The sequence below is a fragment of the Methylobacterium sp. E-016 genome (genome assembly GCF_022829745.1).
Classification (GTDB): domain Bacteria; phylum Pseudomonadota; class Alphaproteobacteria; order Rhizobiales; family Beijerinckiaceae; genus Methylobacterium.
Window position 1 is genome coordinate 1 of sequence record NZ_JAKSYF010000078.1, and the last position, 15,593, is coordinate 15,593.

Here is a 15,593-nt window from a genome sequence, read left to right on the forward strand (position 1 = left end):
CACCGTCACCCAGCCTGCCCGCCGTGCGGCAGGCCATTATCGGACGGCTGTTCGCCAGCCTCGTCCCGCCCGTCCTGTGCCCACACTGCCGAAGACGCTTCACGCTGCCCTCTGATGTCAAAGTGCCCAGGTAGTGCTAGAGGGTGTTATGAACTGGCTGCCAGTCGAGCGGCTTGTTTGAGCATGAGGCAGACGAAGGCGACGATGTGGAGATCCGCGAGCGTGCTGGGATAGCGCTCGTAGTCCTTGACGAGGCGTCGGAAGCGGGTCGCCCAGGCGAAGGAGCGCTCCACCACCCAGCGCCGCGGCAGCAGGACGAAGCCGCGCTTGGCCTCGGGCATTCTGACGACCTCGAGTTCGATGCCGTGCGTGCAGGCGGCCTTAGCCGGCCTCTCCCCGGTTTAGCCCTGATCGACATAGGCGAGATCGACGGTGTCGCCGGTGGTGGCCTGGATCGCCGTGGCGAGCTGCCCGACCTGGGCGCGGTCGTCGGCGTCGGCGGACGTGACGTGCAGTGCCAGGAGGTGACCCAGGGTGTCGACGGCCAAGTGGACCTTCGAGACTTTACTTGCGCTTGGCGCCATCGTAGGCGGCCCACGCGCCGCGCTCGGGCGTCGAGCGCAGGGTTCGGCTGTCGAGGATGGCGGAGCTCGGCTCCGGGCTGCGACCAGAAGCCATACGCAGCAGTGCCCACAGATCGTCGGCCAGTTGCTCGAAGCAGCCGGCCGCCAGCCAGCGTTGGGCCTGCGGGTCAACGGCTTCCCAGGGTGGCAGATCGTTGGACATCCACCGCCAGGGTGCCCCTGTCATCACGACGTAGCGCAGGCCGTTGAACACCTCGCGCAAGCTATGCTCGCGCTGCCCCGCATCCTCGCGCAGCAGGGTCAGATAAGGGGCGACCAGCACCCACTCATCATCGAAGACGTCGGGGGGTAGGGTCTGCGCAAAGGGGTCATGCCCCCTTCATCTGGAAACCCCAAGCCACGGGTCCATAACAGCCTCTAGCTCTGCCGCAGCTCGTTCGGCAGTCATTCTAGACCCCATGCCCCCCGACCAAGTCCAGGCCCCCAAACGACCGCGAAGCATTGTTCTCGAAAGTTATAGCCGGGGAAGTCGACCAGCAAGTACGTCAGCATGCCGATCAGCAGTTACGTGCTTACGTAACTACGTAGGCACGGCTTGAACCAATTAGACGTTTTCTTTGTCGAGGTGGGCCATTAGCGCCGCCTCAATCACGTCCTGGTGGCTTGCGCCTCGGTCGAAGGCGAACCGGCGGAGGCGCTGGTACTGGCCTTCCGAAAGCCGAAGTGTGAGCGACTTCGTGCGAGGTTCGCTTGCCGACATGCTCCGGCTAGGAGACGGGGGGATGGGCGGCGCTGGCTCCAAGGCTGTCGACGAGGCCGCGTTACCCTCCCCCCTTTGCGGGACGTCAGTCGGCCGTGGTGCGCCTTTCGGTTGGATCAATCCCTCTAGGGATAGCGGCTGTTTCCCGGCCATGTTTAACGCCTTTTCCCTTTACGTGCGTCCTTACGCAGTTGCGTCATTACGTACTCAAGCACTTCCTTCACCTCTCGCGCTGCGGTCGTCTCTGGCTCAAGCTCCGTCACCGCCCGTCCCGAGATTGCGGCGGTTGGGAAATCGGTTCGATCGTGGATCACGGTCGGTGCGAGCTTGCCATGTTTCGCAAGAGCCATCACCGCTTGCATCTGCAAACGGGTTCGCGGTTTCGCCTGTGTCAGTACGAAGACGAACGGACACCCCGCGTCCTCGATCAGCGCCAAGGTGTCGCCTACCGCGTCAAGATCGTCGGGGGAGGGGCGGACTGGTACAACAGCGAGGCTGGCGTGTCCGAGTAGCGTGCGCAGTTCCGGACGGACCGAAGGGGGGGTGTCGACGAACAGGAACTCGATCCCGGCCTCAGCCAACCGCGCCGCGCCAGCTGTGAAATCTGCGACCTCGATCCGGACAAGCGCCGGCTGCTGATCGTCCCGGCGGTTCCACCAACTCGTTAGAGACCCTTGCGGATCTGTGTCGAGAAGGGCGGTTGGATGTCCCGCTTGGTGCGTCGCCACCGCAAGGCTTCGCATCAGCGATGTCTTACCCGCGCCGCCCTTCTGGCTCGCCACCACCACAACGTACATCAACGCCTCATTGCGTGCTTACGTAACGACGCAATTGCGTCAGCCCGCAGCTCAGTTCGCCAACCTCGACTGGGATGGTTAAAGGAGCTTTATCACTCATTTCATGGTCATCGCCACGCCTCCGTTGGGTACGTAAGCCGGGCGAGCTGCGATGGTGCGGCCGCCCGGCGAGCACCGTGGACGTCCTATCTTGTCGTGGACGCGCTCGGCCGGCATGGGATCGGGAATGACAGACAACTCATCTCGTGAAGCCGCTGAAGCCCTCCGTGCGATCGGTCGTAACGTCGAGCCTCCAGGCGACGACCTGGGCCTGTGGCTCGTGGACGGCCATGAGTGTACCGACGGCGAGCTGATCGCGCTGGCGTATCTTTTTGGGCTGCTAATTGAACCGGAGCAGGCACAGTGAGCGATTCTATCGGCGCCCGTGCGCTAGAAGCCTTGGGCGCTGCCGCCCTATCCCCGCGCGGCATGCGGCTCACGACCCATTCGCGGGCGATGCGAACGCTTGTCGAGCTTGGGTATGTGATCGAGCGGCAAGCGCGGTGGGAAGACGCTAAGCCCGTAGAGTTAGGACGGTTCATTACGCCGGCCGGGCGAGAGTTGCTAGCGGTGATGGGCAGTAGAGATCACGGGTAGCGCGCGCAAAAAGGCCACCGCGGCTTGTGTCGGGCGGGCTGAAAAATTGAACTCATCTCGACGAGCTATTCAGCCACAGGGATAGCAGCCGCTAGGTCCAAAACGGCAGATGGCACGCTTTCGAGCAGGTGCCTGATCATTTCGGATCGATTGTCGAGCATGACCGAGGGCGGTTCGCCGACGATCATGCGCCACCCCTTCACAAAATCAGCGAGCGACAGCCGAGCGAGAGGGTCCTTCACTAGCGCCTCATAGTCCAAGGACGGTGGCACAAGGTCGGTCATACGATAGCTACTTCTGGCGACCAGATAGGTTCACAGCGGCTGCGTCTAGGGTGAAGAGATCAGCGCCGACGATGTGGCTCCGTGCTACCGGAATGGAATACACGAAAAAGCCCGCTGCGGCTGATATCGAGCGGGCTGATCTGATGGGTTCGCCGCGGGGATTAGCGACGAAGTGAACCGGCAAGCTGGGGGTTAGAGCCCCTTCTTCGTCCCAATGGTCCGGCCGCCGCGACGCATCATCGAGCGGCGCATGGTGTGCTGCCGCATCATCAAGCGCCGGCTCATCCGCACCTGGACAGTCGGGGCCTCAGGCTGGACGAGGCTCGGCGCCGGGGCGGGCGTCGCAGCGGAAACCGCACCGGCTGACATCAGAACGGCACCGAAGGCCGCGGCTGCGACCGCAGACGCTGTGAAACGGATCTTGGTCATCGGGGCCGGTTCCTTGCAGCGGCACCGGGTTGGTGCCACGGCGGGAAACCACAGGCACGATCCGATCGTTCCTCAGTCACAATTCCTGTCAGCCAGCTACATTTCAGGGCAGGTTTGAACAGATTTCTGATGAACTTGGCGGTACGAAAAATATTGATAATTGTTAGTTTTCTGCAAAGCTGAAACTTTCCTATTCCCTGGCTCGTCATGTCATCGTCTCGGTGATCAAAGCCAAGAGGGCAGGAGAAACTTATGCGTGCAGGTTTGCTAACTTTTGCCGGGATGATTGTAGCGGCTTCGCCTACCTCGGCACAGGAAATTCAAAAGCCGTCCGTTACGGACCAACAGAGAAAATCTGTCGGTGACGAAAAGGCCGCTGAGATCCGAGCATTGATTGAGAAGGCTCGGATCAGACAGCAAGGGGTCGATCGGCAGAACGAGAATTTATGGGCTCGCTGGACGTATGCGGTTTGCATTGGCTGCGGGCCGGTATCGGGGAAGATCCGCATGGTGCGAACGAACCCCTTACGGGTCCTGATGGGCATTCCGGCTGCCGAAGATGACGCCCGCGGGGAACGCGGAAAGCAGCGCATCTAACCGCCAAGCATGTTCGTGCGATTGAGGCCGAGATCGCACTTACGGATGAGAGCGGCACCACCATGTCAAGCAGTGCCACGCTGGCCTAGGTACGATGGGTGGATAAAACAGTTCGTGAAGCAGTTGATGACTAGCGGCTGAAACGTGTAGCTTCTCCTTGAATGCCACATTTGATGGTTACTAAAGCTTAACCGAGAAACTACACGCCCTACTAGCGAGCGCAACCTGAGGCTGAATTCATGTATTGAGAAATCGGTTTTAGCGACGGAGGATGTGATCCTGATGTCAAAGCCGTTTGAAGATGCCGTAGTTGTCTGGCTCGACCCCAATCGCCCAGATTTCGGGGTCACACTCATAAACGATGTTCCTTCAGGCCTCTCCGCCTTGCATCGGTTCGGCATTGACGAGGCACTACAGAGCACCGAGGCGCCCCTTTGGCATACTGCAGCCGGTGCACTCGTTCGCGCTGATATCGAACCGTCGCCCACGAACATTCAAAAGGCTTACGACGCTCTTTTACGCTTGGTGAAATGCACCGCCCCTGTCCCGTCCTGCATACGTCTCCGAGTATCCCCGCGTGGTCTACGCGAGCATGTAGAAGCCTTCTTTGGACTAGCTCGGAAAGAACTCACAAATTGACCCTTGGTAGTGGGAAGGCCCGTTTGTTGCGGAAGCATTGCCCCTAGAGCTGAAATCAGGCGGCGAGTAGTTGGCATCAGGGCTCACCGCCAGACCACCATTTTCAGGTACATCACACCGAGCACCGAGATGATATGCAACCGTGACGACGTTGCATGAGTCCGCTTCAGGTCCGGTGCAATCCAGTGGGCCCAACCAGCGTCGTGATCGACCAGTCTACAGACGCGGCCTTCCAAACTTGGATGCTTTGCGTCTCAGGCCGGATCAGCTGACGCCTGCACAAGGCTCAAGATCCGAAGACGTTCTTTAGGATCGGAAATCCGCATGAAAGCCTGGATCAGCGCGTAGCATTCACGTTCGAAGCCACCATTAGCCTCTGTCTGCTCCACGGGCTTGGATACCGCTTCGATCGCGTTCTGCGATTGATACAGGACGGTCAGCGAGACCTGCAACGCGTCGGCGATCCGCTGTAGGGGCGTGCTCTTGGCCATGAGGCTCACTGATCGAGGAAGCCGATCGGTGTCATCCTCTTGCGGGCCGGCTTGCAGCGGTGGGCTGGGCGGCGCTTTCGATCCCATGACTTATCCCTTTGCGAGCGGACGGAGCACCTGTGTCGCGGTATCCATAATGCAATTTGCGCGTTGTAGCAGCATTGCAAACACGTCGCAGTTGCCATCAAATGATAAAATTTGACTTGAAGTTGTATCCTCACAGCTGTACATGAAACCGCCTTCGGGCTCAAAGGCGGATTTTGAGTGCCAAAGAATAAGACCCTCAGTGTTCGGACCAGTCCGGAAGCCTTTCAGACGGCCCTGGACGCCATGGATGTGATCGGGCGATGGGAGTGGGACGCCACGACCGACTTGACTCGCGTCGATGCCTTCGTGGCGCTGGTCTTCAACGTCGATCCTGATGACGCCAAGGCCGGTCTACCGCTCTCGTGCTTCATCGATAGCATCCACGCCAACGATCGGGAACGGGTCCGTGCTTTGATCAATCGTAGCACCCGTGATGGGAGCCCCTTTCTCACCGAGTACCGCGTGATCTCGGTGGATGGTCGGACCCGTTGGGTTTTGGATCGCGGTCGCTTCACTACGGATCATGTCGGGCGCCGGTGGAACGGGGCTGGCATTCTCGTCGATATCACGCAGATGCGCATGATGGAGGATGCCAGCAGAGGTTCCGGGTTCGAGAATGAGGACAGCGCGCTGGATCGCGCAGCCGAACACGCCATCGCTGCGCAACAGGCGATCGTCGAGATGCAGGACCCACGGCTGAAGAGCTGTGCGGATGCGTTGCTGTTGGAGCTGGGGCGACGGCTGGCTCAGAAGGATATCCGATCGCGCCGCGGACGTATGAACTAGACTGGCCCCCGCGCCCGGCGTTCTTACGAACAGTGGTTCACTGGCATCGACACCCTACTAAAATAGCCCGAGCTTCAGCCACGTCACCCCGTTCCGGTCCGCCTAGCAGCGCAGCAATCTCGGCGTGGCAGGCCAGCCAACGCCGGGTGAAGTAGAGCAGACATCCGCCACCGGCCGCTACGCCGATCCGGCTTTGCCGCAACATGGCCCAGTGCATCCGCCGGGCGAGGTAGCGTTCCAACAACATTAGGCACGCGAGCCGGCTCGTCTGGCGCAGTGTCAGCCGACGATCGGCTGTAAGAGGAAGGGCGGTCGGCATCAGCGCTCGCCTCCAGCTACCATGTCGAGGAAGCTACTGCGGCGGCCACAATGATGTTCCCTCAGCCATTCCAGAGCAGGGGCGCGAACGCGATCATTGCACACTCGGCCGACGCGACCCGTGGTACTGCTTCAGATGCCGCCTCGCAGCGAGCGAAGCGCTTGGCGCTTTCGGTGGCGGAGACGACGGCGGCCTTCGCGGTGATGACGGCGCGGCGGGCGGCGGCGGTCAGGCGCGGGTCGGCGCTGTGCGAGGTGGGAATGAGGTTGGCGTAACGCATCAGGGCGGGCCTTGCGTTTCGGCTGACTTCAGTTTTATAGCCTGAAATACACCTTTTTGCAAGATATTTTTTTATGATTTCAGACGAAAAAGCTATTTCCGGGGCTCAAAGCCGAGCCGGTCGGGCTTTGCTGGACTGGACGCGCGAAGACCTCGCCCGCGAGAGCAAGGTGTCTCGTGCGACGATCGCGGATTTCGAGACGGGGAAGCGCCCGGCTCGGGAGCGGACGACCGACGACCTGCGACAAGCTCTTGAGGCTGGTGGGATCGAGTTCACTCCCGAGAATGGAGGCGGTGCCGGCGTCCGATTTCGAGTGCGCCAAGACGCGAAGCCGGACGAGGGCCTGCGCCCGGATCAGCTAACCAGCGAGAACGACGGCGGCGCGGAGGGGTAAATTGAATGACCGCGGCGCTACGCGGTAGAGCTACGATGCCAATCTCGGTACTGGTTCATGCGTGTGTAGCTGCAGCGCGAGCCATTGGGACTGCTGCCTCGTTCGATACGGACTCCAGATCGGCGAGGCTCAACGACTGTCCTGCTGGCCCTGTAATCTCGACATCGGTTAGATTGCGTGCAGTCAGGTCGCGATATTTGCGCACCGCCCATTCAGGTGTCGGGCATTTGTAGGTGACGGTCCCGTTTTTGGCTGTCCCGCGGACGATGTAGAGAGGCTGCTGTTCCATCAGACGTCGATCCCGGCTGCACCGAAGATCGCGCGCTGCTTCATGATGCTGATACGTTGGGTTCGGACCGCGTGCTCCAGATCGGGTACTTCGGGGTCATCCGCTTCTCGCAGCACTGACAATGCCTGGGCCAGCGCATCTATGGCGAACTCGTCCAGCATGAGGTTGAGCGCCATTCTCTGGCGCAACCTCGCATCCGGGCCGTCGGAGCTGGAGGGCTGTTTTTCCATAAGGCCCCAACCGGCCAACTTTCGTTTGGTTCGGGGCCAGGCAGGCTGAGTATTTAGGTTGAGAACAATATAATTGCCGCCTTTGAACATGCCGGCATTGGTTCCGGGCGTGGCAGGCGTCGTGAAGGTCGACAGCTTGAAAGGCAGACCATGATCGACGATCTCTTCCTCCTCGTCATGATCGCTGCCGCAGTCGTTACGATTGCAGCCGCACTCCTCGTCTTTTGGTTCACAGGGCGGAAGGATCACGATGGGGGTACTGGTAGCCCATGAGAGAACGCGGCGTCCCCTTACCCGCCACTCGACTTCTCACCAAAACACAGGCTGCAGCGTACTGCGGTCTGTCGGCAGCAGCTTTCGCAGCGCGGTGTTCGGTGACCCCGATCGACTTTGGAGACAGGCGTCTAGATCGGTTTGACCGTCAGGATTTAGACTCCTGGATTGACGGTCTGAAGGCGCCTGCACCTCGAACGAAGAGCGCTGCCGATGCGCTGGTCGAGTTCCGGCAGGGCAACAGGGCTCCACCCTCGCCGCGGGGCGATCGGAAGCACCAGCATGAGAACAGTAGTGGCGCCGGCATTCGATTTCGGGAGCAGAAGGCGCCGTGAGGGGACCAGCCCGGAAGGACAAGCTAATTCCGAGCCTGCACTACACGCTGACCCTTCTGACCCAAGGGCCGCGGTTCTACAGCACGTCGATGCACAGGCTCGTTCAGCTCGAAAAGCGTGGGTACGCCGTATTGACTGGGGCCACCGCCGATGATGGCTCGCGGGAGTGGGAGATCACTGAAGCCGGGCGCATCGCATTGCGAGCCTGTGCCGAGAATAATGCTTTATGATCGGTAGGACCCGCTACCCGGCTTCGGGATCGTGAGACATGATCGCCTCATCTGAACGCTTGCCCGAACTGTCCCGCCTCACCGGCCTCCTCGCGGATCAGGTGCTGGACGCGCAGATCATGAGCCGGCCAATCCTGGACCAACACATCCGGGCGCTCCTCGACGCCGCCTTGCTGCTCGATGAGTACGGCGTTCCACTCCCACCTCTCCTGACACAGATCGTCTATGAGATCGACACGGAGACAGGTCGGATGGCGGAAACGGACGCGGTCGTGCAGGATGAGGCGAAAAGCATGGCTTGGCTGCTTCGCCCCTTCCAGGGACGGAAAGGGCCTTAGTGGCACAGGGTTGGAACGATCACCCCCAGATCGATTTCCTTCTGGCAATACGATCCGGAGGAAACATGACCAAGTTTGCAACCCTTTCAGGCGCTGCCGCCATTCTGATGCTTACGGCCGGGGCATCCTACGCCGCCCCGTGCTCGGTGGGAACGACCACCAATATGGAAGGCAAAGCATCCTCGGGCGATAAAAGCTCGATGGTCGATGGTACATCAGCTGCTCCCAAGAGCCCTGGCGCCAAAGCCGAGTCTCCCGGAACAGTCGGCGCGCTGAACAACGTCGGCGCCGGCACCAAGGCCGCCGACGGTGAGAAGAAGCCGGCCGAGGGTCAGGTGGTGAAGCAGGGCAGCAACGACTGCTGAAAGCGTCCCTAGCGTCGCACTTGGCAATCTGATGGTCCTGTAAGCTCTGGCTCGCAGGGCCTTTTTCGTTCTCCAGTCGCGACTTCACGGCAGAGAGCGGGGACGACGCTGGCGTCAGGTTTCGCGAGAGGGCGACACCAGCTAGTGAGTGACCGCCGTCACAATGCGATCCACGAGGCTGGACACGCCGTAATCGGCCGTGCCCTGACATAGCCTGCGGCTGGGCGACGATCACCGCCGATGACGACAGCGCAGCCTTATGGAGCAAATGCACCAAGGGCGGACGGCACTTAACCCATCGGATGATATCGCCACGTGATTTGAACGGGTTATGGCGTCATTATTCAATAAAGTTAGCAAAAGATGATTTAGTTAAATCAAATGTGCGCTTTGGTCGCGCGATGACAGATTGTCCTCCACCTGACACCCCAGGGTCGCGCTTTTTCAGGCGCCTACCTCAAGATGTCCCAAGGCAGAACTGCCCGAATGACGGCGTCAGCGATCTGAGCCAAGATGGCCGCGATCTGCTCACCCTCATCCGACTGTGGAGCGCCATCACTGAGCAGCCTGCGAGGGCGCGCGTTCTTAGTACCGCGCGGCAGGAAGCGGAGAGATCAGGCTATCGCGAGTAACACGGGAGCGACCTTTGGCCTTGTAGCTCCGCATCATTCGTGAGTTGTTATGTGATCCGCGAACGAAAAAGGCACGCCCATACCGCTGGCCTCAATTTTTTGCCGCTGTATGACCCTTAAAATCGATCTTGGTGCTCATCGGCAAGACTTCTAGGCGGCTCGCTTGGCTTCCCTGCTGTTTGCCCCGTCGCCACGCTCGCTCCTGGCCGATCTGTTCATATGATTAGCCCAAGCGATGACGCGCGAGTGCAACCACTTCCCACTTGACCGCGCCTCATGCGGTGGCTTCCCATACTGGAACCCCTCCGCTGACGATGAGTGACAGTCTGTCAACCGAAGGCAGGCACCTTGCCGGCAAGCCGGGCTCAGGACCGGTTCGCTGGTGAGATAGACGAAGCACCCGTCGCCCCGTGATCAGATCGGGGGACGGGCCTGCCTCGCCTTCAGCGTTCCATTAAGCGCCTGCTAACCGCCGGCCGACACCTTCGCGGGCATGTCGAAGCGTACTAAGCGGACCGCACGGGCCCTTCTCTGGATCACGTCGCTGACCCTGTGCGGTTTCGCAGCTGTCATGCTGGTGCAGGCCAATCGTCCGCCCAATCAGATGGTGAGGCGGATGGTAGACGGAGATCCGAGCATGACCGGCTCGATACCGCCTGCGCCTATGCGTTGGTGTGGAGCAGCTCCTTGGTGCCGTTAAGGACAGGGCAGCTGTAAGCACGACATTCTTTATCAACCATCCGCTACCACCGTGCTCGCGTCCAGCTAGCAGGTGCCGTCGTGAACCGAGCGTACCCGATCAGCGTCGATGATCCGGCCGCGGACTGTCCGGTTGGGCTTAATGCGCTTAGGCAGCTCATGGGCGCCGAAGCTGAAAAGCTGCCCATCCTGTTGGAAGGTATCCCCGAAGCCACCCGCGCCCGGCTCGCGGTGTACCTCTACGGACGAAGCCACACCCACGAACTCGGCATCCGCATTGCTGCCACCTGCGAGAGACGCACTCTGCAACGTGCACCGGGCCTCATCGGAGACGCGCTGCACGATCTGTCTCGCAAAACCCTACGTTCCGGCGTCGTTCGGGACCCGCTCGGTCTCATCCAAAGGGATCAGCCTAGGCGGGTCGCATCGAGCGAATGCACAGGCTTAGTGCTCTGCCAGCGAGCGCTACAAACCCGAACTGCAACCGTCAGACCGCGGCCACAAGGCTGCGGCATACTGATCTACTTTCTAGCCCCGTTTGAGCGGAGCTGGGGTAGCCTATCCTGAACGCTTGGCGCTCCAGCTTCCGCTACAACTAATGATGCCGCCGGTGGTGTGCCACGTCCCGCTACCGCTACCCTTGGCGTCGAGGATCCCAGCGATCGGCACCCTGTTGGACCCCTTGATGATCGTGGCCTGCACAGTTCCCAACTGCGAGACGCCGCCGCCGGCATCAATCTCGTCACCTGGGACCGATGCATCGCTGTCCTTGATCTGCACCTGATAGCTCGTACTGGCTGAGCATGGCCCATCCTTCGTAACTGCCGTGATGCTCCAAGTCCCGTCGTACTTATTGGGCACCTGGATCTTCCTCTTGGCTGCCTCAGTCGGAACGAGGAGGATACCCATGAAGCAGGCAGCCAAGGTCGAGATAGCGATACGAGGCATGTCATAACTTCCGCGCGGGCACGGCCGCGTTAACCGCCCCTCTCTGGAAGAGCCGACTCGATCGGATGGTTTCGTATGATGCTAGTATTTACTGTAACCCGACAGTAAATTTATCCGAAAACAATGAATTGATGATATTTGGCGTGCAAATATCTCTAAGGTGCAGATGCTGACGATCATTCCCGATAACGTCCGCCGTCTGCGCCTGTTGACCCTCGCCTGCCCCCGGTGGAGTCAACGGGCGTAGATTGTGCCTCATCAAGCGTTACGATCCAGATTAAGCGTCAGCATAACAGCTCGACCAAGCAGATTTTCTTCTACCCAGATACCCGACCCATGTGGTGAGGAGTGTGCTGTGTACAATCCCTTTTTCTCATCGATGATGCTCGCTCTCGAATGCCAAAAGGTCATTGAACTTCGCCTTGTCCGACTAGCCTGGGGCGGCCGTGAGGCTAGGGCTGAGATGCACTCCATGGTGGTCGAGAAGATCCAGGCGAGCATAGAGGCCACCGGTGCGCTAATAATGGGCAGCTCCCCCGAAGTCGTTATTGCGCGATACCGCGAGTACGTGGCGGCCAACACGAAAAGACTATTCGCTGATTGACAAGTATTTTTCTTATATAATTAATGGAATATTTACGTTGAATTGTGCTTTTGTCAAAATCTGAGGAATAGGTTTATGCTAGGAAACGAATATTTTATCGCCGGCTTAGCGCTGATGACTTTGACTACAGTTATCGTAGTCGCGTCAGTGATGCGAGGCAAGGTTGCAGAGTCCAAAGGTGATCCAGAACGCTCCAGCTTCACCAAGAATAACGGTGAAATTCCTCGGCAGAACCGCCCGGGGACTGAACACTAAATCTCTACGGACCAATGGAGTCGCTTCCCAGGTCTCCCGTCAGCATTGGTCTGTAATGCGGCAATAAGATTATTTAATTCCCCACTTCGCTTTAAGGCATTGATTGCTCTAAAGATGACAAAGCAGCGCTGCTTCAGAGCCTTCAACTTCCGATGTCCATCTCAAACCCCGATGAAATTTGTAATCTAAACCTTTGAAGGGAGGCGATCATCGTCAGCACCGCTACGGACATCGACACGCTTCGCACCTACATGAACGGCATCATGGATCGGGCTGAGGAAGGGACGATGGGCGTCATCACGATTACTCTCGCTTTAATCGGCGGGATTGCATGGCAGGCCAATCATGGTTCGCTCATGCTGCAGCTCAAGGACGGCGACATTCCGGTGAACGTGCTCTGGGCATCGTTCGGCGAGCGACAAATGACGTTCTCGTACAATCACAAAACCGCAACGATCGAGATGCGTGACGGAGCCATTCACGGCACGATCATCCGGACGTTCAGCACCCGAATGCTGGAAATCGAAATCGAAGGTTTCTTCGGTGCGATGCGACATAAACGGATCTGAGAGTCTATTCGATATATCTCGTAGAGTAAGATCGCATCCTGTCATCGCAATGAGTGCCGGCACCGCCTCGCAAACTTCGTCTTGGGGGCCAACCTACTCATCGGTAGATCCCGTTAAGCATGCTGAGGCTGATTTCTACCGATGCTCGTGACAACCGCATCGCGAAGTCTCGAACAAGCTTCAGATCTGACCCGTCTGGCATCCGTAGGGCGATACTGCACGGGGGAAACGTTCCTTGATCTGGTCGCAGCCCCAGGCTCGTAGCGGTCCGGGCAGGCGTCGGTTCACCTCGATCCCAACCTCGTCGTAGGGCGAGGCTCCGGTAGTCACGTAGCTGTACCAGCGCCATCCGATCGTTCCGATGCCAGCGACGAGAATGGCGAAGGCGACAGAGACGGCTAGAGCGACGCGCGACTGAGGACGTTGCGCTCCATCAGCCATACCACTCACCTTTCCTACCGTTGACTTAACCGGGCCTGCCGGCCGACATGCCATGTCCGGCTATGGCTCGCCCTATGGCGAGTCGTGAGCCGGCTGGAACAAGGGATCAAGGCCGCGAGAAAGACCTAAGCACAAAACGCCAACGGCCCCACCCCGGCAAGGGTGAGGCCGTCGAAATCGATGGGTCTGCGGAGACCGTTTCCAACTCCCCAGACATCATAGCTCCCACCGGGAGTCAATCGGGATTGCTTCCCGAAACGATAGCGTTTTGCCTTCTGCCGGGGACGGCTCACGCCGAGCCCTCTGCTTTGACGCGGCCCGAGCAGGGCTGTGACCAATGAACTATGCCTATGAGATCCGCCGACAGGTGGAGGAGGGTCCGCGCGCCGCGCTGCCGGCTGTCGCATCCGCAATGTGGAAGGCGTTCGGCGAAGGGCATCTGTCCGAGGCCGAAGCCGAAGTGCTGTCCGGGCTGATCGAGGCGCGGCAACTGTCCGATGCTGAACGATCTGCCGAACAGGCTGAGAACCGCGCGGGAGCCATCAGGAGCCGCACTGGTTCCCGCGCGCGCACCAGTGCTTCAATGGCCCGTCGTCGCCGCTGGGCGGCTTCTGGCAGGCTTCCACCGGCTATCGCTGCTCAGTTCACCCTGGCGGAGCAGGCGGTGCTGGCTGTGATCACGGTGGAGGTCGTGAAGCGGAGGGACTGCCGTCTAGCCTTGGATCACCTAGCCGCACTAGCGGGTGTGAGCCGTGCGACCGTCCGGAACGCGATCCGACAAGCTATGGTGCTCGGCTTCGTGACCGTTGAGGAACGACGCCTCGCCCGCTTCCGCAACGACACCAACATCGTTTGCATCGTGTCGCGGGAATGGACCGCTTGGCTACGGCTCGCTCGCAAAGGGGGTACCGAAACGCTACCCCCTTCCTCTAAGGAGGGAGGGCGTAAATCCGTGAGCGGCACGAATACTCCTGTTTCCTACCCTGTAAATTCAGAGGGTTGGAGACTGCAAAAAAGCTGCCGAATGATAGAGGATGACCTTACGGTCAGAGTCTCACCGGGCATGCGAGTAGGACGTGTGCGAGCATGAGATGTCCGAAGCCAACTCGCGGCGGGCGATTTGGCGAACAACGGATTGAGATCGGACTGTTGGTGCGAGATCGAAGGCAGCCAATCTGATGGCGCGTCCGCTTCGATCTCGGACCAGCCCTCTGCGGTTCCGCCGCAGCGTCGTACGGGACCTGCGCAACCGGATCCGCTTCGCACTCGTCGGTTTGCTGATCCTCATCGGCCTGCACGCTGCGGCGATGGTAGCCTTCGAGGGGCTCAATCTCGGCGAGGCGGTATGGTTGACCTTCACGACGATCACCACCACCGGCTACGGCGATCTGTCTGCCAAAACCTTGGCCGGACGTGCCTCCACCATCGTGCTGATCTACCTTTCGGGCATCTTCCTGCTCACCCAGGCAGGCGGGGCCTTCTTCGAGTTCAGGATCCTGCGGCGCGAGCGCAAGCGCCGAGGCGAGTGGAGGTGGGATATGCGCGACCACATCGTCTTCGTGAATGCGCCCGCCGACGAGCCCGGCGACTACCTACGCCGTCTCCTCAACCAGCTGCATCGCTCGCACGCCAATTTTGCCAACGTATCCTCGCTGATCCTGACCGAGGCCTTCCCCGACGGTCTGCCGCCGGACCTCGAAGACGACCCGCGCATCGTCCAGCTCAAGGGACGCTTCGACGATCCTGCCGCGCTGGAGGCCGCGGGCGTCGATCATGCACAGGTGTTGGTCATCCTGGCCGAGCAGGAAGGCGACCGACTTTCGGACAGTCGTACCTTCGATATCATTCATCGCCTGCGCGAGCGGGGGATTACGGCGCGGATCGTCGCCGAATGCGTGGACGATCTGAACCGTGATCGACTGAAGCGAGCGGGTGCCTCCGCCATTGTCCGGCCGCTACGCGGCTACCCGGAGATGATCGTCCGCGCCATCGTTGCACCGGGGACGGAGTGGATCGTCGAACGCCTGTTCTCCAGCGAGGGCGACGAGTGCCTGCGCTTCGACGTCACGCTGCAAGGGATGGCATGGTCCGACGTGGTCTCGACCGTGCTCGAAGCGAACTACGGGACACCGGTCGGATACGCCGATGCTCAGGGACAGCCTCACAGCAATCCGCCACCGCATGCCGTGGTTACCGCTGAAGCCTTGTTCGTGCTGGTCGACGAGACACAGCGGCCCACCAATGCCGCACTCCGGAACCTGCTCGACACCCGCCTTGCTCGAACGAAGGCGTGAGGACCTAT

At 60.0% G+C, this 15,593-nt stretch carries 16 protein-coding genes and 1 pseudogene; 10 read left to right on the top strand and 7 right to left on the bottom strand.

The window, feature by feature from the left end; all coding sequences use genetic code 11:
• Positions 1-146: 146 nt before the first annotated feature.
• Together MKK68_RS08195 and MKK68_RS08200 are read right to left on the bottom strand one after the other, a co-directional pair.
• Positions 147-906, bottom strand: a pseudogene (locus MKK68_RS08195) (IS5 family transposase).
• Positions 907-1,499: 593 nt separating this feature from the next.
• A complete protein-coding gene (locus MKK68_RS08200) occupies positions 1,500-2,141 on the bottom strand; it encodes a ParA family protein (protein ID WP_244029744.1) in 642 nt (213 codons plus the stop codon).
• Between the two features lie 226 nt (positions 2,142-2,367).
• On the opposite strand from MKK68_RS08200, the gene MKK68_RS08205 reads away from it, so the two are divergent.
• A complete protein-coding gene (locus MKK68_RS08205) occupies positions 2,368-2,547 on the top strand; it encodes a hypothetical protein (RefSeq protein ID WP_244029747.1) in 180 nt (59 codons plus the stop codon).
• A gap of 706 nt (positions 2,548-3,253) precedes the next feature.
• Here the strand turns inward: MKK68_RS08205 and MKK68_RS08210 are convergent.
• Positions 3,254-3,490, bottom strand: coding sequence for a hypothetical protein (locus tag MKK68_RS08210; protein ID WP_244029749.1), 237 nt, complete (start codon positions 3,488-3,490; stop codon positions 3,254-3,256).
• A 252-nt stretch (positions 3,491-3,742) separates the two neighbouring features.
• On the opposite strand from MKK68_RS08210, the gene MKK68_RS08215 reads away from it, so the two are divergent.
• Positions 3,743-4,087, top strand: coding sequence for a hypothetical protein (locus MKK68_RS08215; protein ID WP_244029750.1), 345 nt, complete (start codon positions 3,743-3,745; stop codon positions 4,085-4,087).
• 893 nt (positions 4,088-4,980) lie between these two features.
• On the opposite strand, the gene MKK68_RS08220 is transcribed toward MKK68_RS08215, so the two are convergent.
• Positions 4,981-5,217, bottom strand: coding sequence for a hypothetical protein (locus MKK68_RS08220; RefSeq protein WP_244029752.1), 237 nt, complete (start codon positions 5,215-5,217; stop codon positions 4,981-4,983).
• A 330-nt stretch (positions 5,218-5,547) separates the two neighbouring features.
• Between MKK68_RS08220 and MKK68_RS08225 the strand changes: the two genes are divergently transcribed.
• On the top strand, positions 5,548-6,090 hold the full coding sequence (locus tag MKK68_RS08225) for a PAS domain-containing protein (protein ID WP_244029754.1): 543 nt from the start codon (positions 5,548-5,550) through the stop codon (positions 6,088-6,090).
• Between the two features lie 380 nt (positions 6,091-6,470).
• On the opposite strand, the gene MKK68_RS08230 is transcribed toward MKK68_RS08225, so the two are convergent.
• Positions 6,471-6,689 carry a hypothetical protein gene (locus MKK68_RS08230; RefSeq protein ID WP_244029756.1) on the bottom strand — a complete coding sequence of 73 codons (219 nt, stop codon included), beginning with the start codon at positions 6,687-6,689 and terminating at the stop codon, positions 6,471-6,473.
• 73 nt (positions 6,690-6,762) lie between these two features.
• On the opposite strand from MKK68_RS08230, the gene MKK68_RS08235 reads away from it, so the two are divergent.
• Positions 6,763-7,083, top strand: coding sequence for a helix-turn-helix domain-containing protein (locus MKK68_RS08235; protein ID WP_244029758.1), 321 nt, complete (start codon positions 6,763-6,765; stop codon positions 7,081-7,083).
• A 288-nt stretch (positions 7,084-7,371) separates the two neighbouring features.
• On the opposite strand, the gene MKK68_RS08240 is transcribed toward MKK68_RS08235, so the two are convergent.
• Positions 7,372-7,851 carry a hypothetical protein gene (locus MKK68_RS08240; RefSeq protein WP_244029760.1) on the bottom strand — a complete coding sequence of 160 codons (480 nt, stop codon included), beginning with the start codon at positions 7,849-7,851 and terminating at the stop codon, positions 7,372-7,374.
• 627 nt (positions 7,852-8,478) lie between these two features.
• Here MKK68_RS08240 and MKK68_RS08245 point away from each other — a divergent pair.
• Positions 8,479-8,778, top strand: coding sequence for a hypothetical protein (locus MKK68_RS08245; RefSeq protein WP_244029762.1), 300 nt, complete (start codon positions 8,479-8,481; stop codon positions 8,776-8,778).
• A gap of 65 nt (positions 8,779-8,843) precedes the next feature.
• A complete protein-coding gene (locus MKK68_RS08250) occupies positions 8,844-9,143 on the top strand; it encodes a hypothetical protein (RefSeq protein WP_244029764.1) in 300 nt (99 codons plus the stop codon).
• A gap of 1,889 nt (positions 9,144-11,032) precedes the next feature.
• Here MKK68_RS08250 and MKK68_RS08255 read toward each other — a convergent pair.
• Positions 11,033-11,422, bottom strand: a complete 390-nt coding sequence (locus MKK68_RS08255; RefSeq protein WP_244029766.1) for a heme utilization protein — start codon at positions 11,420-11,422, stop codon at positions 11,033-11,035.
• A 355-nt stretch (positions 11,423-11,777) separates the two neighbouring features.
• Between MKK68_RS08255 and MKK68_RS08260 the strand changes: the two genes are divergently transcribed.
• The 4 genes from MKK68_RS08260 (at position 11,778) to MKK68_RS08275 (ending at position 15,585) form a co-directional block, all read left to right on the top strand.
• Positions 11,778-12,026 carry a hypothetical protein gene (locus tag MKK68_RS08260; RefSeq protein WP_244029768.1) on the top strand — a complete coding sequence of 83 codons (249 nt, stop codon included), beginning with the start codon at positions 11,778-11,780 and terminating at the stop codon, positions 12,024-12,026.
• 506 nt (positions 12,027-12,532) lie between these two features.
• The gene (locus MKK68_RS08265; protein ID WP_279605264.1) at positions 12,533-12,850 is read left to right on the top strand and encodes a hypothetical protein; all 318 of its coding nucleotides are present in this window, start codon (positions 12,533-12,535) and stop codon (positions 12,848-12,850) included.
• Positions 12,851-13,628: 778 nt separating this feature from the next.
• Complete coding sequence (locus tag MKK68_RS08270; protein ID WP_244029772.1) at positions 13,629-14,381, top strand: helix-turn-helix domain-containing protein; 753 nt, start codon at positions 13,629-13,631, stop codon at positions 14,379-14,381.
• 88 nt (positions 14,382-14,469) lie between these two features.
• Entirely contained in the window at positions 14,470-15,585 is a 1,116-nt protein-coding gene (locus MKK68_RS08275) for a potassium channel family protein (protein WP_244029774.1), read from the top strand.
• The last annotated feature ends 8 nt before the right edge of the window (positions 15,586-15,593 follow it).